Source organism: Streptomyces phaeofaciens (genome assembly GCF_014648915.1).
GTDB lineage: Bacteria > Actinomycetota > Actinomycetes > Streptomycetales > Streptomycetaceae > Streptomyces > Streptomyces phaeofaciens.
This window is the reverse complement of record NZ_BMSA01000044.1, coordinates 1-21882: the sequence shown is the minus strand read 5'-3', so window position 1 is coordinate 21882 and position 21882 is coordinate 1. Positions and strand designations below refer to the sequence as shown.

General features: G+C 71.4%; 19 protein-coding genes. 15 read left to right on the top strand and 4 right to left on the bottom strand.

Annotation, left to right across the window (positions count from 1 at the left end):
• Positions 1 to 38 precede the first annotated feature (38 nt).
• The 12 genes from IE275_RS41905 to IE275_RS41850 all read left to right on the top strand — a co-directional run bounded on the left by IE275_RS41905 (position 39) and on the right by IE275_RS41850 (position 11479).
• A complete protein-coding gene (locus IE275_RS41905; RefSeq protein WP_189717950.1) occupies positions 39 to 533 on the top strand; it encodes a hypothetical protein in 495 nt (164 codons plus the stop codon).
• On the top strand, positions 496 to 1488 hold the full coding sequence (locus IE275_RS41900; protein WP_189717949.1) for a bifunctional lysylphosphatidylglycerol flippase/synthetase MprF: 993 nt from the start codon (positions 496 to 498) through the stop codon (positions 1486 to 1488). The genes IE275_RS41905 and IE275_RS41900 overlap by 38 nt, the downstream gene beginning before the upstream one ends.
• 47 nt (positions 1489 to 1535) lie before the next feature.
• Entirely contained in the window at positions 1536 to 2666 is a 1131-nt protein-coding gene (locus IE275_RS41895) for an acyl-CoA dehydrogenase family protein (RefSeq protein WP_189717948.1), read from the top strand.
• A gap of 134 nt (positions 2667 to 2800) precedes the next feature.
• The gene (locus IE275_RS41890) at positions 2801 to 3904 is read left to right on the top strand and encodes an SDR family oxidoreductase (protein ID WP_189717947.1); all 1104 of its coding nucleotides are present in this window, start codon (positions 2801 to 2803) and stop codon (positions 3902 to 3904) included.
• Positions 3901 to 5172 carry an aspartate aminotransferase family protein gene (locus IE275_RS41885; RefSeq protein WP_189717946.1) on the top strand — a complete coding sequence of 424 codons (1272 nt, stop codon included), beginning with the start codon at positions 3901 to 3903 and terminating at the stop codon, positions 5170 to 5172. The genes IE275_RS41890 and IE275_RS41885 overlap by 4 nt, the downstream gene beginning before the upstream one ends.
• A gap of 59 nt (positions 5173 to 5231) precedes the next feature.
• Positions 5232 to 5699, top strand: coding sequence for an SRPBCC family protein (locus tag IE275_RS41880; RefSeq protein ID WP_189717945.1), 468 nt, complete (start codon positions 5232 to 5234; stop codon positions 5697 to 5699).
• Entirely contained in the window at positions 5692 to 6264 is a 573-nt protein-coding gene (locus IE275_RS41875) for a flavin reductase family protein (protein WP_189717944.1), read from the top strand. The genes IE275_RS41880 and IE275_RS41875 overlap by 8 nt, the downstream gene beginning before the upstream one ends.
• Positions 6261 to 7637 carry an NAD(P)/FAD-dependent oxidoreductase gene (locus tag IE275_RS41870; protein ID WP_189717943.1) on the top strand — a complete coding sequence of 459 codons (1377 nt, stop codon included), beginning with the start codon at positions 6261 to 6263 and terminating at the stop codon, positions 7635 to 7637. The genes IE275_RS41875 and IE275_RS41870 overlap by 4 nt, the downstream gene beginning before the upstream one ends.
• Positions 7638 to 7805: 168 nt before the next feature.
• On the top strand, positions 7806 to 8486 hold the full coding sequence (locus IE275_RS41865) for a class I SAM-dependent methyltransferase (protein ID WP_189717942.1): 681 nt from the start codon (positions 7806 to 7808) through the stop codon (positions 8484 to 8486).
• Positions 8487 to 8496: 10 nt separating this feature from the next.
• The gene (locus IE275_RS41860) at positions 8497 to 9903 is read left to right on the top strand and encodes a cytochrome P450 (RefSeq protein ID WP_189717941.1); all 1407 of its coding nucleotides are present in this window, start codon (positions 8497 to 8499) and stop codon (positions 9901 to 9903) included.
• An 83-nt stretch (positions 9904 to 9986) separates the two neighbouring features.
• Positions 9987 to 11000: a hypothetical protein gene (locus IE275_RS41855; RefSeq protein ID WP_189717940.1), complete on the top strand. Its 1014-nt coding sequence runs from the start codon at positions 9987 to 9989 to the stop codon at positions 10998 to 11000.
• Entirely contained in the window at positions 10997 to 11479 is a 483-nt protein-coding gene (locus IE275_RS41850) for an SRPBCC family protein (protein WP_189717939.1), read from the top strand. Before IE275_RS41855 ends, IE275_RS41850 begins: the two co-directional genes overlap by 4 nt.
• Positions 11480 to 11529: 50 nt before the next feature.
• On the opposite strand, the gene IE275_RS41845 is transcribed toward IE275_RS41850, so the two are convergent.
• The 4 genes from IE275_RS41845 to IE275_RS41830 form a co-directional block, all read right to left on the bottom strand.
• Complete coding sequence (locus tag IE275_RS41845) at positions 11530 to 13083, bottom strand: ABC1 kinase family protein (protein ID WP_189717938.1); 1554 nt, start codon at positions 13081 to 13083, stop codon at positions 11530 to 11532.
• Between the two features lie 98 nt (positions 13084 to 13181).
• Complete coding sequence (locus tag IE275_RS41840; protein WP_189717937.1) at positions 13182 to 13793, bottom strand: hypothetical protein; 612 nt, start codon at positions 13791 to 13793, stop codon at positions 13182 to 13184.
• A 77-nt stretch (positions 13794 to 13870) separates the two neighbouring features.
• Positions 13871 to 14332, bottom strand: coding sequence for an RNA polymerase sigma factor (locus tag IE275_RS41835; protein WP_229871202.1), 462 nt, complete (start codon positions 14330 to 14332; stop codon positions 13871 to 13873).
• A 431-nt stretch (positions 14333 to 14763) separates the two neighbouring features.
• Positions 14764 to 15222 (bottom strand): hypothetical protein, encoded by a 459-nt coding sequence (locus IE275_RS41830; RefSeq protein WP_189717935.1) that lies wholly within the window; start codon positions 15220 to 15222, stop codon positions 14764 to 14766.
• A 335-nt stretch (positions 15223 to 15557) separates the two neighbouring features.
• On the opposite strand from IE275_RS41830, the gene IE275_RS41825 reads away from it, so the two are divergent.
• From IE275_RS41825 to IE275_RS41815, 3 genes are all read left to right on the top strand, one after another.
• Positions 15558 to 18647 carry an AfsR/SARP family transcriptional regulator gene (locus IE275_RS41825; RefSeq protein ID WP_189717934.1) on the top strand — a complete coding sequence of 1030 codons (3090 nt, stop codon included), beginning with the start codon at positions 15558 to 15560 and terminating at the stop codon, positions 18645 to 18647.
• 133 nt (positions 18648 to 18780) lie between these two features.
• On the top strand, positions 18781 to 19665 hold the full coding sequence (locus IE275_RS41820) for an oxygenase MpaB family protein (protein WP_189717933.1): 885 nt from the start codon (positions 18781 to 18783) through the stop codon (positions 19663 to 19665).
• 148 nt (positions 19666 to 19813) lie between these two features.
• On the top strand, positions 19814 to 21721 hold the full coding sequence (locus tag IE275_RS41815) for an SMI1/KNR4 family protein (RefSeq protein ID WP_189717932.1): 1908 nt from the start codon (positions 19814 to 19816) through the stop codon (positions 21719 to 21721).
• Positions 21722 to 21882 lie beyond the last annotated feature (161 nt).

Sequence of the window (21882 nt, the reverse complement as noted above, 5' to 3'; positions counted from 1 at the left end):
GCTTCCCCCGTAAACAAGGGTGAAGGGCGGAGGGGCACATGGATGCAAAGAACAGGTTCGAAACCAGGACCACCTTCCTCATGCTGCGAATGGAATGGCTGGGCGGTCTGGTTGCCTGTGCCGTGCTCACCGTGCAGCATTTCTCGGAGATACGTTGGGCGGTCTTTGTCGGGCTGTTCGCCGTCATCGACGTCGTCGGCTACGTCCCAGGGGCCGTGGCATTCCGCAGGAGCCGCGACGGGCGCATCTCGCACTGGTACTTCGTGGCGTACAACACCATGCACAGCCTGGTGACCGCAGGTGTCGTCGCCGGACTGTGGGCGGTGCTGGTGAAGCCGGAATGGGCGCTGCTCGCGCTTCCCGTGCACCTGCTGGGGGACCGCGCTCTGTTCGGCAACTCACTCAAACCGTTCGGCGTACGTTTCGAACCGGCCCCGCATCCGGCGTATGTGGATTTCGAGAGGAAGTATTCCATTTCACGTGAAGGGAAATCCGATGTCTCTCGAACGGGTGCAGACGCCGTCCGTCTTTGATGCCCTCGTCCGTCACAGTGACAATCCGAGCTCTTTTCTCGCCCTCAACCAGGGCAATGAATACTTTCAGGATCCGCGTTTCGACGGGGTCTGTGTCTTCCGCCGGTCCGGACGCCACCTCCTTCAGTTCGCCGGTCCCTTCGCGGTGGCCGGGCACCGCGCGGATCTGCTGGACGCCTTCGTGGCGAAGGCCCGTCCACGCCGGGTGGTCGCGGTGCAGTTGCAGCGGTCGGACGCCGAGCTGTACGCGGCGCGCGGTTTCACGGTGAACCAGCTGGGGGCGTCGTACGCGGTCGAACTGGCCCGGTTCACTCTGCGCGGCTCACGGTTCGTACGGCTGCGCAACAAGATGTCCAGGGCCCGCCGCGCGGGACTGGAGGTGGTCGAGACCGGCCCCGTCGACCCCGACACCGAGGCGGAGCTGGACCTGATCGACCGGGCCTGGCTGCGCGGAAAGGGCCGCGGTGCCAAGGAGCTGCGGTTCCTGGTGGGTGAGCGGACCGGAGCGGCTCAGCGGCACCGGCGGCTCTTCGTGGGACGGATCGACGGGGCGGCCGTCGGCTACATCAGCTACTCGCCCGTGTTCGGTGGCCGGCCGGGGTGGCTGCACGACCTCAGCCGACGCTCCCCGGACGCTCCGCCGGGAGTGATGGAGGCGCTCAACGCCACCGCGATGGAGCGGATGTCGGCCGACGGCGAGGGTTGGCTGCACTTCGGCTTCACTCCCTTCACCGGACTGTCCGACGAGCATGAACTGCCGTCCGCGAGCCGTGCCTTCGCGCGCTGCGTGCGCCTGCTCGCGGAGCACGGCGAACGCGTCTACCCGGCCGCCGCGCAGCTCGACTACAAGCAGAAATGGGCGCCCCACGTGGTGCTGCCCGAGTACATCGCCTTTCACGGGCGGCCGGGTCCGAAGGCGGTGTGGCAACTGCTGCGCGCCACCCGGGCGCTGTGAGCCGGCCCACGGGCCGTCGACTGGGTTGTTCTGGAGCAGGGGAGGACATGAGGTTCCTGGAGCGCGAACGCGCCATTCTGACGAAACTGCTGCCGGGTCTGGACGAGAGCCTGCGGGCGGTGCCCCTCATGGAGCTGGAGGGCCCGGGCAGCCCCGGCATCGGGCTCTTCCGCGACAGCGGCGGCCCCGGGCTGGTGGTCCCGCTGTCCTGCCGGGGCAAGGGCGCCACCGCCCTGGACGCCCTGCGTGTGCAACGCGCCCTGGGCAGCAGATCGCCGTCCCTGGCGGTGGCCACCACCATGCACCACTTCTCCATGGCCACTCTGGTCGGCCTGATCGACGGCGGCGAGGGCCTGGAGTGGATGCTCGCCGAGGGCGTGGCCTCCGCCAACCGCCTGGTGGCCTCCGGCTTCGCCGAGGGGCGCCCCGGCGCCGGCATCCTCTCCCCGTCGATGACCGCCACGGTGGGGCCCGACGGCGTACGGATCAGCGGGGTGAAGCGCCCCTGCAGTCTGGCCCGGTCGATGGACCTGCTCACCGCGAGCGTCATGGTGCCCCGTGCGGACGGGGCGGGCGAGGAACTGGCCGTGGCGCTGGTGCCGGCCGAGAGCGAGGGCCTGAGCGTCAGCGGATTCTGGTCCAGTTCGTTCCTGTCGGGGGCGGAGAGCGACCAGGTCACTCTCACGGACGTCCTGGTACCGCCGGAGCTGCTGCTGCGCACTTCCTCCTCGGCCGGCCGGCTGGACGAACTGCAGACCGCGGGCTTCGTCTGGTTCGAGCTGCTGATGACGGGAAGCTATCTGGGCGCCGCCAGCACGCTGGTGGAGCGGGTGCTGTGCAATGAGCGGGTGCCCGAGTCCGAGCGGGTCCGGCTCCTGATCGAGGCCGAGGGCGCGATGTCCGCCGCGGAGGGCATCGCCCGCCGCATCGACGAGGGATGCCCGGACGAGTCCACCCTCGCCGACTCGCTGTGCGTCCGGTACTGCGTGCAGGACACCCTCGCACGGATCGTCCCGCGGGCCGTGGAACTGCTCGGCGGCCTCAACTTCATGAGCTCGGACGAGGTGGGATATCTCGCGGCGTGCACCAACGGGCTGTCCCTGCACCCGCCTTCACGGTCCCGAATGACCAGCGCGCTGGCGGCCCACCTGGCCGACGGGCCGCTCACCATCGCGTGACCCGGTCCCGGTCCCGGTACCGCGCATCGCCCGTCCCGGTCCCGGTCCGGTACCGCGCATCGCCCGACCCGGTCCCGGTACCGCGCCCGGACGCCGCACCGTATCCAACCGCACCCAAGGGGAGTTCCTCAGCCATGCCGCCAGCCCCCTCCGCCCGGTCCCGTCCACGCCATCAACGCCCGACCCTGCTGCTCACCGGAGCCGCAGGGGTACTCGGCCAGGCCTTGGTCGAAGAGCTCTGCGACGACTACGACGTGGTCTGCCTGCGCCACCGGACACCGCTGGACGACCCCCGGGTACGGGAGGTGACGGCGGACCTGAACGCTCCCGGCCTGGGACTCCCGGCCGCCGAGCGGTCCAGCCTCGCCGCCGAGGTGGACGTGGTGGTGCACTCCGCCGCGGCCACCAACTGGCGGGCGGCCCCGGCCGACATCTGGCGCACCAACCTGGACGGCACCCGGGCGATGGCCGACCTGGCCGCCCAGGCCGACGCTCCCCTCTACTACCTGAGCACCGCCTTCGTGGCGAACCCGCTCGCGGCCGAGGAACGGAAGCGGTTCCCCGGGGCAGCGGCCTACCTCGCGTCCAAGACGGCGGCCGAGGAAGCCGTGCAGTCGGCTCCGACTCCCGGGATCGTCCTGCGCCCCTCCGTGGTCATGGGCGACTCCACCACCGGCCGGATCGCCCGGTCACAGGGCCTGACCCGGGCACTGGGAGGGATCGTCAAGGGACAGGTCCCGGTACTCCCGGGCTCGACCGGCACGAGGATCGACATGGTGCCGCAGGACGTGGTGGCCCGCGCGGTCGGCGACCTGGTCAGGGCCGGCGTCACCGAGGGCGTGTACTGGCTGACCGCGGGATCCGCCGCCGTCCTGCAACGGGAAGTCGTCGACATCTGCCTGGAGTTCGCCGAACGCCACGGTCAGCGCCCGCACCCGCCGCGGCTGATCGCCCTGGAGGCGGTGCACCGGCTGCTGCTCCCGCTTCTCGAGGGACCGTCCTTCCCGGAGTCGGTACGGCGTCGGCTCCAGGACTACGCGGAGCTGCTGCTGGTCTTCCAGCGGGAGTTGCCCTTCGCCTCCCATCTGGGGGCGCCGCACTGCGGTACGGCCCCCACGCGCGCCGCGATCCGATCGGCGCTGGTGCGCAACGTGGAGTGCTGGGCGGCCGGCCGCGGAGGCCTGCGCCAACTGCGCCGTCTGCAGTCGGCGCAGGCTCCGACGGAACTGGCGTCATGACCGCCGTACCGGTGGCCGGGCACGTCGTCGCGGGGTCGTCGCAGGACACCGCCGAGCTCTACCGACGTCATCTGGGCGCCGGCCGGGCCGTCATGGGCGCGGTGCTCGGCGGCATGGTCGAGACCTCCTCCGAAGGCGCCTGGGTGCACACCGACGACGGACGCCGCTACCTGGACTTCGGGGGCTACGGCGTCTTCATCCTGGGCCACCGCCACCCCGCGGTGGTCGAGGCGGTCCACCGGCAGCTGGACGCACATCCACTGGCCACCCGGGTGTTCCTGGAACCCGTCGCCGCCCGGGCCGCCGCCGCGCTCGCCTCCCGCACCCCCGCCGGGCTGGACCACGTCCACTTCGTCAACTCCGGTGCCGAGGCCACCGAGGCGGGTCTGAAACTGGCCCGCGCCCACGGCCGCAACGCCCTGGTGACCACCGTGTCCGGCTACCACGGGAAGACGCTGGGGGCACTCAGCGCCACCGCCAACACCACGTACCAGGCGCCCTTCGCGCCGCTGCTCCCGGACACCACCCGGGTCGCCCACGGGAACCCGGCCGAGCTGGAGGCCGCGCTCGCCGACCGCCGCGACCGCGCGTGCGTGATCCTGGAGCCGGTGCAGGGCGAGGGAGGAGTGCGCATTCCGCCTCCCGGCTACCTGGCGGAAGCGGCCCGGCTGTGCCGCGCGTACGGGGCCTTCCTCATCGTGGACGAGGTGCAGACCGGTCTGGGCCGACTCGGCACCTGGTGGGGAGTGGACACCGAGGGCGTGGTGCCGGACGTCCTGCTCGTCGGCAAGGGGCTGAGCGGCGGTGTCGTACCGGTGGCCGCGATGGTGGCCACGAAGAACGCCTACGGTCCCTTCTCCCGCGACCCCTACCTCCACACCTCCACCTTCGGTGCCTCGCCGATCGCCTGCGCCGCGGCCCTGGCGGCGGTGGAGACGATGAGCCGCGAGGACATCGTGGGCCGGGCCGCCCTGCTCGGCCGGCGTCTGCTCACCGGCGTCGCCGAGGCCTGCGGCCCCCACCAGGGTCGTCTCGTGCACGAGGTCCGCGGCCGCGGACTGCTGATCGGTATCGAGTTCACGCGGGCGCAGGCCGTCGGCGAGATGCTGCTGGAGCTCGTGGCTCGGGGCGTCCTGGTCAACCACTCGCTGAACGCCACGCGAGTGCTCCGGTTGACGCCCCCGGCGATCGCCGGCGCCGACGAGGCCCAGCACTTCCTGGCCGCCCTGGCCGAATCCCTGCGGGCGGTGCAGGCACGCCTCGGCTGACCGTCTTCGTGCCCTGTCACGACACCGACATCACCCACCCGAGAGGACGGACGAACCCCATGCGCCAAGTGACGGTACGGATGACGGCTCAGGGCATCGACCCCGAAAGTGCCTACCGCAGGATCAGCGACTTCCGCCGGTATCCCGAACTCACCAGAACCGTGCGCGAGGTCACCGTGCACCCTCCCCGACCCGACGGCTCCGTGGTGTCCGACTGGACGGTCTCCTTCCGCAACGGGCTGATGTGCTGGACGGAACGTGACGCCTTCTCGCCGCCCACCCTGTCCATCACCTTCGAACAGCTCAGCGGCGACTTCGAGACCTTCGAGGGCAGCTGGAGCTGCGAGGCCCACCAGGACGGCACCGCCGTGACCTTCCGGGCCTCGTTCGACCTGGGGATCCCCACACTGGCGGAGATCCTCGACCCGGTGGCCGAGTCGACCCTGCGCACCAACATCCACCAGATCCTCCAAGGCCTGCTCGGCACGGTGGCACCGGCCGAAGCCGCGGACGCCGCGCATGGCTGACCTGGCCCTCGCGCAGCCGCTGTTCCCGGGAAGGCAGCTGCACGACGAACCGGGCCCGGACACCGCGCACTGCCTGCGTCTGTACGCGAAACTCGCCTCCGGCGTCACCGTGGTCACCGCACAGGGCGCGGGCGCACCCACCGGCATGACGGTCTCCTCCGTCACCTCGCTGTCGGCCAGACCCCCACTGCTGCTCGCCTGCCTGCGCGAGGGTTCGCGCACCCTGTCGGCGGTCCGGGCGCAGGGGGCGTTCGCGGTGAACCTGCTGCGGCAGCAGCAGCGACCGCGGGCGGCCCGCTTCGCGGATCCGGCGCTCTCGCCGGCCGAGCGGTTCCGCGAGGTCCCGTTCCGTTCCGTCCTCGGGGCCCCGGTGTTCGGTGATGCGCTGGGGTGGTCGGTCTGCCTGGTCGAGGACATCCGCCGGTACGGCGACCACTGCGCGGTGGTGGGGCGGGTGGCCGCGGTGCAGGTGGCGTCGGGACGGCCACTGCTCTGGCACGACCGGGGGTTCCGCGCCCTGTCCGGGCCGGGTGAGCAGACGGCCGGGGAAGGAGCGCCCCGGTGAGCCTGTTCGCGGGGGGCACGCCCTGCTGGGCGCCAGACGGTCCGGCGGCGCGGGGCGGCGTGGACGTGCCGTCTTTGGTGCACGGCAGGCTCGGCGCCGATGTCGTGGTGGTGGGTGCCGGGCTGGTGGGGCTGTCCACGGCGTACCACCTGGCGGAGCGCCGGCCTTCGCTGGACATCGCCGTGGTGGACGCGGAGCGGCCGGCGGCGGGTGCCAGCGGGCGCGGCACCGGGCTGCTGGGCCCGCGGGTGGGCCCGCCGGTCGACCAGGCGGCGCGCCGCCACGGCCCGGCCGCCGCCCGCCGGATGCACCAGGCCAGCGTCGAGGCCGTACGGCACGCCGTGGACCTGTGCGCCCGGCTCGGCGTGCCCTGCGCGGACGGCGAGCAGATCGTCGCCGCACGTTCCCGGACCGGGCTCGCGTCGCTGGCGCGGCAGGCCGCCGCCTACCGCGCCCTGAACCTGGACGTGCCGGTGCTCTCCGCCGCGGACATCCGGCAGCGGGTGGACGTGCCGTACCAGGCGGGTCTGCTCCACCGGCACACCGCGACCCTCGACCCGGCCGCGCTGACGGCGGCTCTGGCGCGTGCGTGCGCGGCCAAGGGCGTACGGCTGTACGGCGGCAGCCCGCTGCGGGAGGTCCGCGGCGGGGAGGGCGGGGAAGCCGGGGAAGGACGGATGCCCGAGCTGGTGTTCCCGCACGGCACGGTACGGGCACCACAGGCGGTGCTGGCGGTGAACGCCGGGGTGGCCGGACTCGGGGTGCCGGTGGGCACGGTGCTCGGGGTGGAGGTGCACGCGGTGGCGACCGGGCCGCTGGACCCCGAGGCGCGTGCGCTCCTCGGCGCGGGCGGCGGCCCGGCGGTGATCGACGCCGTTCCGCTGGCCCCCTTCTTCAGCCTCACCGAGGACGGCCGACTGGTGGTGGGGGGCGGCACCGCACTCCTTCCGGACGGGGCCGCCCCCCGCCGCATCGCGGTGCTGCGCACCTTCGCCTGGAACCGGCTGGAACAGTGGCTGCGGACGCTGCACCCGGCCCTGGCAGGCGTGGAGATCACGCACCGCTGGGCGGGCCGGATCGGGGTGACGGCGGACGGCCTTCCCGTGGTGGGGCCGGTCCGGGGCCGGGCCGGCGTCTGGTACGCGGGCGGCTGCAACGGGCACGGACTCGCGATGTCGGTGGCGCACGGCGCCTACCTCTCCGCGGCCCTGCTGGGCGCCGCGGACACGCCGGAACCGCTGCCCTGGCACCGCTCCCGGGCGCCGCGACTGCCGGTGTCCGGGGTCACCCGGCCAGTGCTGCGGGCCTGTCTGGCCTGGACGGACCGGACCGCACGCCGTGCGACCTGGCCCGAGCTCGGCCCGCGGAGGTAGGGAGCCGCAGACCATCCGGCCGACTCCCCGAGCAGCACGGACGCAGGACCGAGAAGCAGGACCGAGAAGCACCACGGACGCAGGACAGAGAAGCAGGACCGAGAAGCACCACGGACGCAGGACCGAGAAACAGCACAGACGCAGGACTGATCGAGAAAGGGGCACCGGATGATCGGCACGCTGCTGGCGAAGCCGCTGGAACTCATGGAGGACAACCTCCGCCGGCCGGCCGGGCGGGCCGGCCGGTTCTTCGGCAACCTCATGGCCGTACAGCACCGGAGCCTCACCCTGTGGGCGATCGAGCACATGGACGTGCGCAGCCGCCAGCGGGTACTGGACGTCGGCTGCGGCGGAGGCATGGCGGTGAACCTGCTGTCCCGGCGCACCGGCCAGGGATTCACCGCCGGGGTGGACTACTCGATGGAGATGGTCGAGCAGGCCGTACGGCGCAACCGGGCGGGGATCGCGCGGAGCCGCGTCGAGGTCCGGCACGGAGACTGTGCGGCCCTGCCGTACGAGGACTCCTCCTTCGACCAGGTCTGCGCGATCGAGACCTTCTACTTCTGGCCGGATCCCCAGCGCGGCCTCGCCGAGGCGCACCGTGTGCTCAAACCGGGCGGCCAGGTGTCGATCACGCTGGAGATGAGCCGGGAGGCCGGTGACGACCCGTCCCTGGTGCAGCGGGTCTTCGGCCGGCGCTTCACAGAGCGTTCGGAGCGTGCGGGGCTGCACATCCTCTCCGGCGACGACCTGGTGGACAGCCTCACCAAGGCCGGCTTCCGGGACGCCCGGTTCGTGTCCCAGCCGCGCCGGTCGCTGGGCTGGGTCTGCGCGCTGGCCCACAAGTGAGGGCGGGCCGATGACCGAGGAACGCACGTACGCGGCGCTGCCCGCCCCCGGTGCGGCGGGCATCCCGGTGCTGGGCAACGTCCTGGACTTCCGCCGCGACATCCTCAAGGCCATGCACCGTGGGCACGCCGCCCACGGCGACCTGGTGCGCTACCGGCTCGGCCCGGTGACGGTGCACGGCGTGTCCAGCCCGGAGCTGGCCGCCGCCGTACTGACCGACACCGACCGGTTCGGCAAACTCGGGCCGGACAACCCGCTGCGGCTGGTCCTCGGCGAGGGCCTGCTGACCAGCGACGACCACAAGAGCTGGCTGCGCAACCGCCGGATGATGCAGCCGATCTACACCAAGCAGTCCCTCGCCGGCATGTTCGCCACGATGGGTGTCTCGGCGGCCGAACAGATCTCGCACATGTCCGCCCGCTACCGGACGGGCGCGGCCCTGGACCTGCACCAGGAGATGATGCGGGTCACCCTCGACATCGTCAGCCGCTGCATGTTCAGCACCGATGTGAGCCGGACCCTGGCCGGGCTCGGACCGGACGCCGTGGACGTCGCCATCAACTACGCCTTCGACCGGCTGCAGAACCCGTTCAGCCCGCCCACGCACTGGCCGACCCCGCGCAACCGGCGCTTCCACCAGGTCATGCGGGGACTGGACGACCTCATCTACCGGATCATCGCGGAGCGCCGGCAGTCCCCGGGGCCCACCGGCGACGGGGATCTGCTGGACATGCTGCTGGCGGCCCGCGACGCCGATACCGGCAAGGGGATGACCGACCGGGAGCTGCGTGACGAGGTGATCACCACGTTCGCCGCCGGGCACGAGACCACCGCGATCACCCTCACCTGGGCCTTCTACCTGCTCTCCCGACACCGCGAGGTGCTGCGGAGAGTCCAGCGGGAAGTGGACGACGTCCTGGGCGACGAGCTGCCCACCCCCGAGAACCTGGCGGCGATGCCGTACGCCCTGCGGGTCTTCGAGGAGGCCCTGCGGCTGTACCCGTCGGCGCCGATCGTCCCCCGGCTGGTACTGCGGGACACCGAACTGGGGGGCTACCGGGTACCGGCCGGGTCACGGATCCTGGTCAACCTCTACGGCATCCACCGCCACCCGCGGCACTGGCCGGACCCCGAGCGCTTCGACCCGGACCGCTTCCTGCCGGACGTCACGAAGGGGCGCCACCGATTCGCCTACCTGCCCTTCGGCGCGGGGCCGCATCTGTGCATCGGGAAGCACTTCGCCCTCATGGAGGCGCATCTGCTGCTGACCGCCCTGGTGCGCCGCTGGGAGTTCCGGCATGTCCCCTCGCACCGGGTGGTCAACCACGCCACCATCACTCTGAGGCCGCGGTACGGGATGCTGATGACGATGCATCAGCGGACGACCTCGGCCGCCCGCCCCGCGCAAGCCCGCTAGACCGACCGAGCGGACGAGCGGGGCAGGCCACCGCGGTGCACGACCTGCCGCAGCCCACCGCATCCGGAAGAACGGACCCCCCCATGAAGACCGACCCCGGGATCTCCGACCCCCACATCAACTGGACCCGCTATCGGCCGGGCCAGCAGGCCGGCCACTACGAGAGCTTCTACCAGCGCGGCAATCACCCTACGGAGCCCCGCGCCTTCTGGATCAGGTACACCGTCTTCAGCCCGGCGAAGATGCCCGAGGCCGCCATCGGCGAGCTCTGGGCCGTCTGGTTCGACGGAGTGACCGGACAGCATGTGGTGGCCAAGGAGGAACACCCCATCGCCGACTGCCACTTCAGCACCGACTCGTTCGGCGCCCGGGTCGGCGACCGGCTCCTGGAGCCCGGCCGCCTCAAGGGCGAGGCGAGCGGGCCGGACGGCAGCATCGGCTGGGACCTGACGTACACCGGCGACCAGCCGCCGCTTCTCCTGCTGCCGCCGAAGCTGTACGCGGGCGGGTTCCCCAAGGCCAAGAGCCTGGTCGGCACACCGCTCGCCCAGTACAGCGGCAGCCTGCGCGTCAACGGCGAGACCGTGGCGCTCGACGGCTGGACCGGCAGCCAGAACCACAACTGGGGCAGCCGGCACACCGACCACTACGCCTTCGGGCAGGTCGCCGGCTTCGACGGGGAACCCGACAGTTTTCTGGAGGTCGTCACCGCGCGCGCCAAGATCGGTCCCGTGCGCATCCCGCAGGCCACCTTCCTCGTCCTGCGCCACCAGGACCGCGAGTACTCGCTGGTGTCGCTGCGGCAGGCGCTCTCCGCCAAGGCGGACTTCGGCTACTTCTACTGGGACTTCGCCAGTTCCGACGAGACCGTCGACATCCGCGGGCGGATGACCGCCCCTGCGGAGTGCTTCGTCGGCCTGAACTACTACAACCCGCCCGGCGGGATCAAACACTGCCTCAACACGAAGATCGGTTCCTGCACCGTGCAGGTCGTCAACCGGGTGACCGGCAGCCGGACCGAACTGCGGACCGACAGCCGCGCTCTGATGGAGATCCTCACGGACGACCGTGAGCACGGCGTCACGATCCGCGCGTGACCGGCTCGGCTCCGCTCACCGAGAGCGTCATGGTCCGGGTGGCGCCGCTGACGGCCTACACCGCTGTCAGCGACGTCACCCGGATGGGACGGTGGAGTCCGGAGTCACGCGGCGCCTGGGTGCTGGGCGGTCGCGGGCCCGCCCGCGTGGGCACACGCTTCGTGGGGATCAACCGCGCTTCGTGGCTGCCCTGGACCACCCTGTGCACCGTGGTGTCCGCGGAGCCGGGAGTCCGCTTCTCCTTCAAGGTCGGCCTTCTCGGCGTGGCCCTCTCCCGGTGGACGTACCGGTTCACCGAGGTACCCGGGGGATGCGAAGTGACGGAGGAGTGGCTGGATCTGCGGTCGGGAGTCTCCGGACGGCTGATCACGGCGGCCGCGCCGGCGGTCACGGGTGTGGTCCGGCGCCGAGAACGCAACCGCGCGACGATGAGGACGACACTCGCCGCCCTCCGGACAGCTCTGGAGGACGGCGTCTGAGGCGTGTGCGGGCCGGGTGCCGCGGACACACCGGAAGCGGACCCGGCGTCTCATCGGGATCTGCGGCGGTGATCCAGCAGCACCGCCATGGCACCCAGAGCGAGCAGGCCCCCGTAAGGAGGCCTGCGGTCGCCGCCCATGGAAGGCGGCGTCCTCGGCTGGTGGATCTGGAGCGCGAACCGCCGGTTGGCCGTATCGGCCAGCAGTCCCCGCAGTTGCTCGGGGCTGGTGCTGGCGGTGACCATCAGGTCCATCGCCGTACGAGCCAGCTGCTCCATCGAGATGAATTCGCCGAGCAGGGACAGCACGATGCCCCGGACCTCGCCCTTGAAGATCTCCGCCAGCGACAGTTCGGGCGCCAGACAGCGGACCGAGCCCTCGAGATTGGCGAAGGATTTCCCCAGCAACGAGATCGCGGGCGCGGAGCCGATGCCCCGTTTGGTCGCCTTCTCCAGCACCGTGGTCAGCGACACGCCGAAGTTGAGCTCGTCCAGCGAGGCATTGGCGATCTTGGGGACCAGAGCCGCCATGTCGGCGGCGAACGCCGGAAGGTTCGCCCAGGCCGTGAGTTTCCCCATGTCGGCCCAGGCGCGGGCCAGGCCGTGTCCGTCGTTCTGTGCCAGCGCCATCAGCAGCGGAAGCAGTTGCAGGCTGGTCCGCTTGTCCAGGCGCCCCACCATGCCCCAGTCGATCAGCGTCGCCTGGCCCCCGGGCAGGGCGAAGACATTGCCCGCGTGCGGGTCCGCGTGGAACGTCCGATGGACGAAGTAGCCGCGGTACATGAACCGCAGCAGGTCCTTGCCGATGCCGGTGCGCTCGCTGTCGCTGAAGGAGCTCCGGTCCAGGTGTCGTACGGACATGCCGGGCGCCATCGACTGGACCAGTACCCGGGGAGTGGCCGACAGCACTTCGGGGACCGCCAGCGTGCGGAAGTCCCGCACCGTCTCCCGGGCCTCCTCCATGTTGTGCGCCTCACCGGTGAAGTCCAGTTCGGGCTCCATGGCGTCGAAGATCGAGCCCAGCATGGCCTCGACGTCGATGACCTCGTTGAACCGTGGTGCCACCCGTGCCACGATCCGGGCCGCCCTGCGCAGCAGAGCCATGTCCGCCTGCACGGCCTCGCGGATCGCGGGCCGCTGGATCTTCACGACCGCCGGCCGCCCCCCGGGGAGGGTCACCCGGTAGACCTGGGCGAGCGAGGCCGCTCCCAGCGGGCGCTCGGTGTCGATGTCGTCGAACCTGAGCTTCCAGTCGGCGCCGAGATCACGCTCCAGCACGGGCTCGAACGTGGAGAACGGCTGCACGTCGACCTGGTCGTGCAGGTTCTGGAACTCGGCGATCATCGATTGCGGGACCATGTCCGGCCGTGTGGAGAGGATCTGACCGAGCTTCACATAGAACGGTCCCAGGCTCTCCAGCGCGTGCCGTACGGCTCGGGCCCGCCGCTGCGCGTCCCCGGCGGAGGCTTTTTCAGCCTCCGCCGGGGATCTGCCGTCCCGTCTGGATCTGCCGCGCTCCCGCGCCGTATGACCGACCTCATCGGCGATCAGACTGCCCAGCACCTTCACGACCAGCCGGAGCCGATCGCCGACCAAGGCCCTCACGACGCGGGCTCCTCCTCGAGTTCAGCACCGGCCGGCCCGGCGTACCGGGCACGGCCGACGATCGGCGGGGCAACGGCGGAGCTACGGGACGGCTGCGGTCACACCTTCTTGGCCGACGCCGACGGACGGACTCCGGCGGTCGCCGCGACGCTTTGGACGGTGTCCAAGGCGTCGACAAGCGTGGAGAGCAGTTCGGACAGCCTGGCGATCTGCTGGGGCAGCGTCGCCAGGGACTCGGCCAGGCCGCCCAGCGCGCCGGCGGAAGCGGGCAGAGCCGCTGCCGCACCGGCGAGTTGACCGACGGCCGCGAGCGGATTGGCCGATGCGGACGCCCCGCCGAGGGCCGCGACGGGATTGACGGCGCCCGCCAGGGCGGCGAGCGGGTTGGCCGCCCCGGTGAGGGCTGCCAAGGGGTTCACCGAGGCGGAGGTGTGGTGTGAGGTGTCGGCCAGGGCGGCGAGCGGGTTGGCACCCGCGAGCACGGCCACGGGGTTCACGGTGCCGCCGAGCGCCGCCAGCGCCTGGAGCGCGCCGACCGGTGTCCCGGCCAGAGCCGCCAGTGGATGGCCGGAGGGGAACCACTCGGGGAGGTCGGATTTCTTGGACTTGTTCGGCGGGTCGAGGAATTCGTTGAAAGCCCTGTTGGAGCTGTCGGCAATGTCGCTGAGGAAGTTCTTGATGGTGTCCTGCGTGCTCGGCTTGTCAGGCACTCCGAGGGACGTCCTTCCTGAATGGGCACCATGGAATCGACCAGGATGCCGAACCATTTTTTCCGGTATCCGCACGGCTAGCCAAGGGTTTTGCTGCACATGTGCCGGAGCCTTGCCCTACCACGTGTGAACGCGCCTTCGGCGGCCTTTACGGAGATCTGGTTGATGCGGGCGAATTCGGCGACGGAGATCCCGTCGGCCCGCGCGAGTATGACCTGCCGCTCCCGGCCGCTGAGCTGATGGGCCTGCCGGAGCAGCCAGCGGCCGAACTCCCGGTCGCAGACGGCCTCCTCCAGCACCTCCGCCTCTTGCTCGGCAGCGGTGCGCTGCAACAGGCGTGTCCAGCGATCACGTTCCCGGTAATGGTCGATGCACAGCCGCATGGCGACCGTGGTCAGGAACGCCCCGAGCCGATCGGGGTCCAGATCGCGGTGGGCCGCCGCTCGCAGCAGGGCCTCTTGGACGCAGTCCTCGGCGTCATGGAGGTCGGGCAGCCGGCGGCGCACCAGGCGGATAAGGCGCTCACGATGCTGGATCACCTCACACCAGGAAGAATTGCCAGTTGATTGCATGCCATTACCAATGATCGAATGACTGAAAATGCGCCTGGCCAGGGTATTCGCGCACGCTCTTCCGCACGCCAAGCGCCCCCACTTTTTCCGCTAATCCCGTGTCGCGTTGCCAAAAATTTTCTTGCCGCGAGAGGAGACGGACAAACCCGCCCCGGGATAGTAATACTAAATTCGGCTTGAACTTACATGGCTTAAATTAATCGCGCCGATTGTCGCGGGCGGGGGGCTTGCCCGGCGGGGATCGGTCTTCTGGCCGTCTGTCGCGGCGGTGGGCCGAGCGGCAGGCGTCCCTCCCCATACGGCCGGCCCGCAACCACTACGCGTGGCTGCGGGCCGGGGAACGTCGTCACGCCGGAAGGCGGCGAGCACACGCGCGCTCGCCGCCTCCCGGGACTGTCTCAGGCCTGCACGAGCACCGTGCACCAGACCTCGTTGTTGTCGCCGATGCCGCAGTCGGCGATCTCCCCGCTGCGGACCTTCGTCCAGACCCCCGCCGTCCGCCAGTGCCAGGTGCCGACCCGCGAGAACCGCTCGTGGTAGCCGTGTGAGGCGAACGTGAAGGCGTCGACGTCGTTGCCGGTGCCGTTGCCGCCCCGTGTTCCGTTGCCGAACGACTCCTGCTTGCACTTGGCGTGCTTGAACTCGCTGCCGGTGCCGCCGCCCCAGTTCCACACGTCGCAGTAGTGCGGGCCCGCGCCGAGACTCATCGTGTAGTGCATCGTCTGGCCGGTCCTGTTCTTCACGGCACCGCACAGCGGACCCACACAGCCGTCCGCGGAAGCGGTCGTCGCCCCCGCGACGACCACGCCGGACGCCATGAAGGCGGTGGCGGCGACAGCGACGGCTGCCCGGTTCACTCGGGACATTATCTTGCGCATGACAATTCCATTCTGTTGTTGCGTCGGCTCGGTCACGCCTGACGCGACTGCCGGCAGGGCGGGCGACGACGTCTCCCCCGGGGAGGCTCCACGAGCCCGCGTCGACGCTCGCCGCGGCACGCACCGCGTGCCACGATCCGCCTGACGGCATGTGACGTGAGGATCTACGGTGAACCTTGCGAAATCCTTGTGACGGCTGTTCTACGACGGCCCCGGACCGATGACGGAGGGCCGTTGGGAACCCGGCTGCTGCTCGGCGGACGAAGACCCCACCGCCGGACGGCCGTTCCCTCGCCCGTTCCGCGTGAGGCACGATGAACCTGCACCTGCTCGGACCGTTGGAACTGCGTGCCGCGGGGCGCGCGGTCGACGTCGGGGAGCCACGTCGTCGAGCCGTCCTCGCGGCGCTCGCGGCCGACACCGGTCGGCCGGTCCCCGTGAGTACGTTGGTGGACCGGGTCTGGGACACCGCCGCACCCGACGGGGCCAGGTCGGCCCTCTATGCGCACATCAGCCGTCTGCGGCGGCTCCTCGACGGCGCGACCCGCACGGCAGGCGGGGGCGAGGCGGACACGCCCAGTCCACCGCTCCGTATCCGCCGGACCTCCGGCGGCTACCTTCTGGAGGCCGAGGAACACGCCGTCGACCTGCTCCGATTCCGCTCGCTCGTCGCGCAGGGGCGTGAGCCGCACCTTTCCGACGCACGCCGCGCCCACGTGCTGGAGGAGGCGCTGCGACTGTGGCGCGGCGTGCCGTTGACGGGGCTGCCGGGGGCGTGGGCCGAGCGTACGAGGGCCGCCTGGACGCAGGAGCGCGTGGAGGCGGCGCTCGCCTGGGCCCGCACCCTGCTGCGGCAGGAACGGCCCGAGGAAGTGCCGGCCGTCCTGCGGCCCTTGCTGGCGGAGCACCCGCTGTGCGAGCCGCTCGCCGTGCCGCTGCTCCGGAGTCTGGCGGCCGCGGGAAGAACGGCCGAGGCGGCGGACCTGTACACCGGGATCCACCGGCACCTCCGCTCCGAGCTGGGTGTGGCTCCGGGCCGTGAACTGCGGTCGGTGTACGAGGAGATGCTGCGCGACGCCGGACGGGAGGAGCCGCGGGGAGCGGGATCCGACCTGGTAACGGTGAATGCGCCCGCCCCGACCCCCGTTCCGATCCCCGCCCAGCTGCCCATGGCCGTAGGCAACTTCAGTGGCAGGGAGGAGCAACTCGCCGAGCTCACAAGGTGCCTGGCCGCGGCGGACGGCGGGGCGGCAGCGGTCGTCTCGGCCGTCTCCGGAATCGCGGGCGTCGGCAAGACCGCGCTGGCCGTGCGCTGGGCGCACCAGGTGCGTGAGGCCTTCCCCGACGGACAGCTCTACGTCGACCTCCGAGGCTACGATCCGGACGAGCCGGTCTCCGCCGCACAAGCCCTCGCCGGATTCCTCACCGCCCTGGGCGTGCCCGGCCAGGAGATACCGCCGCGGCTGAACGACCGGGCCGCCCGCTACCGCACAGCGGTCGACGGACGGCGTCTGCTCGTCCTCCTCGACAACGCCGCCTCCGCCGCGCAGGTGCGACCGTTGCTGCCCGGAAGCCCGACGTGCAAGGTGCTGATCACGAGCCGGGACTCGCTGTCGTCCCTCGTGTCGCTGCACGGGGCGCACCGAGTGGTCCTCGACATCCTCTCGCCGCACGAGGCGCTCGCCCTGCTGCGTGCCCTGATCGGGCCGCGCGTCGACACGGACCACACGGCGGCCGCCACCCTGGCCGAGCAGTGCGGGCGGCTGCCCCTGGCCCTGCGGGTGGCGGCCGAACTGGCGCTGTCACGTCCCCGGGATCCCCTGGCCCGCCTGGTGGAGGAACTGCGAGATCATCGGCGGCGTCTGGATCTGCTGGACTCCGGCGACGGAGATCCCCGGGCCGCCGTTCGGGCCGTCTTCTCCTGGTCCTACGACCGTCTCCCCGAGCATGAGGCGCGACTGTTCAGACTGCTGGGCCTGCACCCGGGGCCCGACACGGACGTGCACGCGGCCGCCGCCCTGGCGGGCGAGACCGTGGAGCGGACGCGACGGTCCCTGGACGCCCTGTCCCGTGCACACCTGGTGCACCGGAGCGGGCCCGGCCGCCAGGGCACGCACGACCTGCTGCGCGCCTACGCCGCCGAGCTCGCGGACCGGCACGACGAGGCCGTGGAGCGTGACGCCGCCCTGAGTCGTCTGCTGGACCACTGTCTGGCGGCGTCGTCGGCGGCCATGGACGTGCTCTATCCCGCCGAACGGCATCTGCGCCCCGCTGTCGAGGTGCCCGACACCGGCCTGCCGCCGCTGCGCACGGCCGAGGAGTGCCGCGCGTGGCTGCGCGCCGCGCAGCCCACACTGGTGGCCCTCTGTTCCCGGACCGAGGAGCCCGGGCCGTCCCGGCACACCGTGCGGATCGCCACCACGCTCCACCGCCACTACGAGCGCTCGGGGCACTTCGCCGACGCGCTGACCGTGCACACGCACGCCGTGCGGGCGGCCCGTGCCGTGGGAGACGCCCGCGGTGAGGTCGATGTCCTCGCCTGCCTCGGCGCGGTCCACCGGCGGCTCGGCGACTACGAGAGCGCCCACCGCCACCACGCGGACGCGCTGTCGCTGTGCCGTCGCGTCGGACACCCGGCCGGAGAGGCACGTCATCTCACCAATGTGGGCGTGCTGCACGAGTTGCAGGGCCGCTACCGGGAGGCCGCCGAGCACCACGAGAGGGCGGTCGACCTGTTCCGCGCGGCCGGCGACGCCCACGGCGAAGCCGACGTGCTGAACAACCTCGGCATCGTCCAGGAGCTGCTGGAGGACTACCAGGCGTCGATCGAGCGCTATGAGCAGGCGCTGGCACTGTACCGGCGGACAGGCCATACGTTCGGGGAGGCCAGCGCCCTCGGCAACCTGGGGATCGTACTGGCGCGGCTGGACGACCACGCGGCCGCGGCCGGGCGCTTCGCGCAGGCGCTCGCACTCTTCCGGCTGCTCGGACACACCGGCGGAGAAGCTCACGCGCTGTCCAACCTGGGAGACGCGCTGTGCCGTCAGGGCCGGTACCAGGAGGCGGCCGAGCATCAGCGCCAGGCCTTGGTCCACTTCCGCCGGACCGGGGAACCCTACGGGGAGGCGGGTGCGCTCAACGGCCTCGGCGAGGCTCTGCACGGCACCGGACGCCTCACCGAGGCCCTGGAAGCTCACGTCTCGGCGCTGGAAGTGGCCCGTGGAATCGGAGAACAGGAGGAACAGGCCCGCGCCCACATCGGTACGGCGCTCGTCCGACAAGGCAGGGGAGAGCGGACGCAAGCCGTCGATCACCTTCACCAGGCACTGTCCCTGTACACCGCGCTGGGCTCTCCCCGCGCGGAGGAGGCGCGTATGACCCTCCTCTCCATGACGGCCGGGTAGTACGGCGAGTGGAGGGGGTCCTCGCCGACGCACTGTGCTGCTGCGGGTGCGGTTCGCCTCGGGCTCGGGATCGAGGCAGGCTGAATGGTGTGCTCATCCCACCGGCGGTCGTGCATCCGGGGAGCGTGGTGACATGAACGCGTACCCCCGACACCGCACCACGGCCGCCCGGCCCGCACGAGACGACCCCCGCTCCGAACCGGCTCCCTTCGGCCCGGACAGCATGCTCTGGGACCTGGCCGGTGACGTACGGCTGTTCCTCTCCCTGCCGGCCGCCTTCGCGCTCCAGGTCGCCCATCCGGCGGTCGGTGCGGGAGTCGACGAGCACTCCGTGTTCCGCACCGACCCCTGGGGCCGGGCACACCGCTCCCTGCACTCCCTCCAACTGTGGATCTACGGCGGTCAACGGGCGATCGAGGAAGGCCGCAGGCTGCGCACCGTGCACAGGAACATCAGCGGCATCGACGCACACGGCCGCTCCTACCACGCGCTCGACCCGGCCAACTACGCCTGGGTGCACGCCACCGCCTACCCGGTCTTCCTGTCGGCCGCCCGTTACCTGTCCCGTCCCCTCGACGACAGGGAGGAACACGCCCTGTACGACGAACTGCTCCGGCTCGGCGACATCCTCGGCATCAGGCGAAAGGACATGCCGGCCACACCGGAGGAGTACTGGCCGTACTTCGAACGGATGGTCCGAGAGGAGCTGGAGAACACGCCGGTCCTGCGGGAACTGCTCGACCCACGGCGCCCGATTCCGCCGCCCGAAGGCTCGGGCGCCCTCGTGCGCAGGCTCTGGCCGCGGCTCCACCCGCCCCTGCTTCGCCTTCACGTCTTCGTCACGACCGGTCTGCTGCCGCCCGTCGCCCGCGACCGCCTGGAGCTGACCTGGACGGCACGGGACGAGCGCGGAATGCGGCGCCTGGGTGCCGTCGTACGCACCGTCGTCCCGCTCCTGCCCGAGCGCCTGCGCTTCCTGCCCGTGGCGCGCGCGGCCCGCCGCGCCGCCCGCGCTTGAGCAGCAGCGATGGACGACAGCGGTGTCCACTTTCCTCGGACGTGACGACACCCGCACAGCCACGCGACCAGTGGTTGCATGTCGCGGCCCTGTCAGTGCTTGAGGGACGACGGACGCCGTTGTCGGTGCCGGATGGCACCATCTGGCCATGACTGGCGAGTCTTTCAACTGGCGGCAGTTCCTGCGACGTTGGCAGGAGGAGTGGGTTCCGCGTGAGGACGAGGAGCACGAGGGAGCGGAAGGTGGACAGACCGCCTTCCCGCTGGGCAGGCCCGGGGCGGACGAGGCGGCGATCGCCGCGGCCGAGGAGCGGCTGGGGCGGCGGCTTCCGCCCTCGTACCGGGAGTTCCTGGCCGTGAGCGACGGGTGGCACGTGGACGAGACCGCCGGGGTCTGTCAACTCGGCGGCGTCGCGGACATCGACTGGTTCCGGGATCCGTACGACATGACCCCGCTGTACGAGCAGAACCTGGACGACAACCCGCGCGAGGAGGACGTGCTGCTGGCCGGGATGTGGCAGCGGGCGCTACAGCTGGAGACCGACTCCGACATGTCGTACGCCCTGCTCGACCCGGGTGACAGCGACCAGGACGGCGAATGGGCGCTCTACGTCTACCGGGGCTGGAGCGGTGAACTGCCCGACCGCCACCCGTCGTTCCGCGCCTACATGGAGGCCACGTACCGCGGCTTCCACTCCGACCGGGCGGAGCGGCCCGACTTCGCGAACGCGACCACCCGCGCCCAGGACGCCCAGGCGGAGGAGGCCCGCCGGCTGGCCCTGTGCGGACAGTACGAGGAGGCACTGCCCCTGCTCGAGGAGGCACTGTCCTTCGGGCGGCCGCACAGCGCCGTCCTGCTGAACCAGATCCGGCATCTGCTGGCTCCGCACGGTTCCCAGGGGTACGGCGACCTGGTGGCCGACCCGCGCTACCTGCCCGAGATTCTCCCCGTGGAGGCCATGACGCCGGCACGCGGCGAATGGCGGCTGGGCGGGGACGACCACTGGCTCGGGATGATGACCGCGCGCGGGGCCGCCCGCGGGACCGTCGAGTCCGTCCTGAGCACGATGCGGGACGGCACCCACTGCTACGCCCCTTCCGGTCCATGGGGCCGGGCGGTCGCCGAGGCTCGGGAGTCGGCCCGCTGGGGAGCGACCGACGCCGCGTGGCGGGTGCTGCGGGAGGCGCTCCCGCTGTGGGAGGCGCCCGGGCCCTTGCTGATCGCCCCGATCGGCCTGCTCGCGGATCCGGTCCTGGGGCCGCTGATCACCCCGGAGCGTGGACGGGAAATCCTCGCGACACCACGGTCCGGCCAGAAGGGACCCACTCCCGAGCCGGTGCCCGATCTCGACCCGCCGGGCTTGGTCTGGCTGACGGAGTCCGCGGCGACCCGTCGATCGCTCGACGGATACCGCTGTGTCTGGGTCGAGGGGCTCGACCCAGCCCGACTACCTGCACTGATCGGAGAAGAAGGTGCCGAGCTGAGCGCGCCCACGGATTGGCGCACGGCGTCCTGGCGGGCACCCCAGCCCCACGAGCGGGAGGGCGTGGAACTCTGGGAGGACCGGGCCGTGGTCGCCGTCGGCCGCGCCGCCGAAGCATGGGCCTTCGCCTTCGACGGCCACCCCCGCCACCTGAGCAAGCTGTCCCGGTCGCCTGCTCCGGCCGCCTCCTCGTCCGGCCGCGCGGTGGTGGTGTGGCGCGACCCGAGGAGCTCGTCGTCCCCAGGGAGCCACCCGGCCGCGTTCCACCTGTCGGTGGCCGAAGAAGGCGAGGAACTTTACGCGTTCACCGTGCGGGGCACGGAGGTTCGGCGCTCCGGCGAGATACCCGAGGCCCTCGACCCTGCACGGCTGTTCGGTCCGGGTGACACCGAACTGGACTGCGAGCTGGGTGTGTTGGAGGCACTGCACACCGAACTCGGGCTTTCACTGCCCCGCTTCGCGCTGACCCAGGGCAGGCTCCATACCTTCACGACCCGGTCCTGGACCCGGGCGCCCCAGGCGGACGAGCCTTTCGCCTACGCCTACATCAGCTTCGGGCAGCATCGCCGCTGAACACGGGTATGCGCGTCGGCGAGGGCCTGTGCGGGTTCGCCGGTGGGGATACGCCGAAACGGCGGGCCCGGTGTGTGGGGCCGCCGTTGTCATGCGTGGTGCGGCGTGGGTGGCTCAGTACCAGCCGTTGGCCTGCCAGAAGTTCCAGGCGGCGACGGGGC

Bases quoted from the DNA above. Each gene is read 5' to 3' on its own strand.
- IE275_RS41825 (WP_189717934.1), top strand. From the start codon at position 15,558: ATGAACCTGCACCTGCTCGGACCGTTGGAACTGCGTGCCGCGGGGCGC.
- IE275_RS41890 (WP_189717947.1), top strand. From the start codon at position 2,801: ATGCCGCCAGCCCCCTCCGCCCGGTCCCGTCCACGCCATCAACGCCCG.
- IE275_RS41875 (WP_189717944.1), top strand. From the start codon at position 5,692: ATGGCTGACCTGGCCCTCGCGCAGCCGCTGTTCCCGGGAAGGCAGCTG.
- IE275_RS41880 (WP_189717945.1), top strand. From the start codon at position 5,232: ATGCGCCAAGTGACGGTACGGATGACGGCTCAGGGCATCGACCCCGAA.
- IE275_RS41895 (WP_189717948.1), top strand. From the start codon at position 1,536: ATGAGGTTCCTGGAGCGCGAACGCGCCATTCTGACGAAACTGCTGCCG.
- IE275_RS41865 (WP_189717942.1), top strand. From the start codon at position 7,806: ATGATCGGCACGCTGCTGGCGAAGCCGCTGGAACTCATGGAGGACAAC.
- IE275_RS41860 (WP_189717941.1), top strand. From the start codon at position 8,497: ATGACCGAGGAACGCACGTACGCGGCGCTGCCCGCCCCCGGTGCGGCG.
- IE275_RS41820 (WP_189717933.1), top strand. From the start codon at position 18,781: ATGAACGCGTACCCCCGACACCGCACCACGGCCGCCCGGCCCGCACGA.
- IE275_RS41900 (WP_189717949.1), top strand. From the start codon at position 496: ATGTCTCTCGAACGGGTGCAGACGCCGTCCGTCTTTGATGCCCTCGTC.
- IE275_RS41815 (WP_189717932.1), top strand. From the start codon at position 19,814: ATGACTGGCGAGTCTTTCAACTGGCGGCAGTTCCTGCGACGTTGGCAG.
- IE275_RS41885 (WP_189717946.1), top strand. From the start codon at position 3,901: ATGACCGCCGTACCGGTGGCCGGGCACGTCGTCGCGGGGTCGTCGCAG.
- IE275_RS41855 (WP_189717940.1), top strand. From the start codon at position 9,987: ATGAAGACCGACCCCGGGATCTCCGACCCCCACATCAACTGGACCCGC.
- IE275_RS41905 (WP_189717950.1), top strand. From the start codon at position 39: ATGGATGCAAAGAACAGGTTCGAAACCAGGACCACCTTCCTCATGCTG.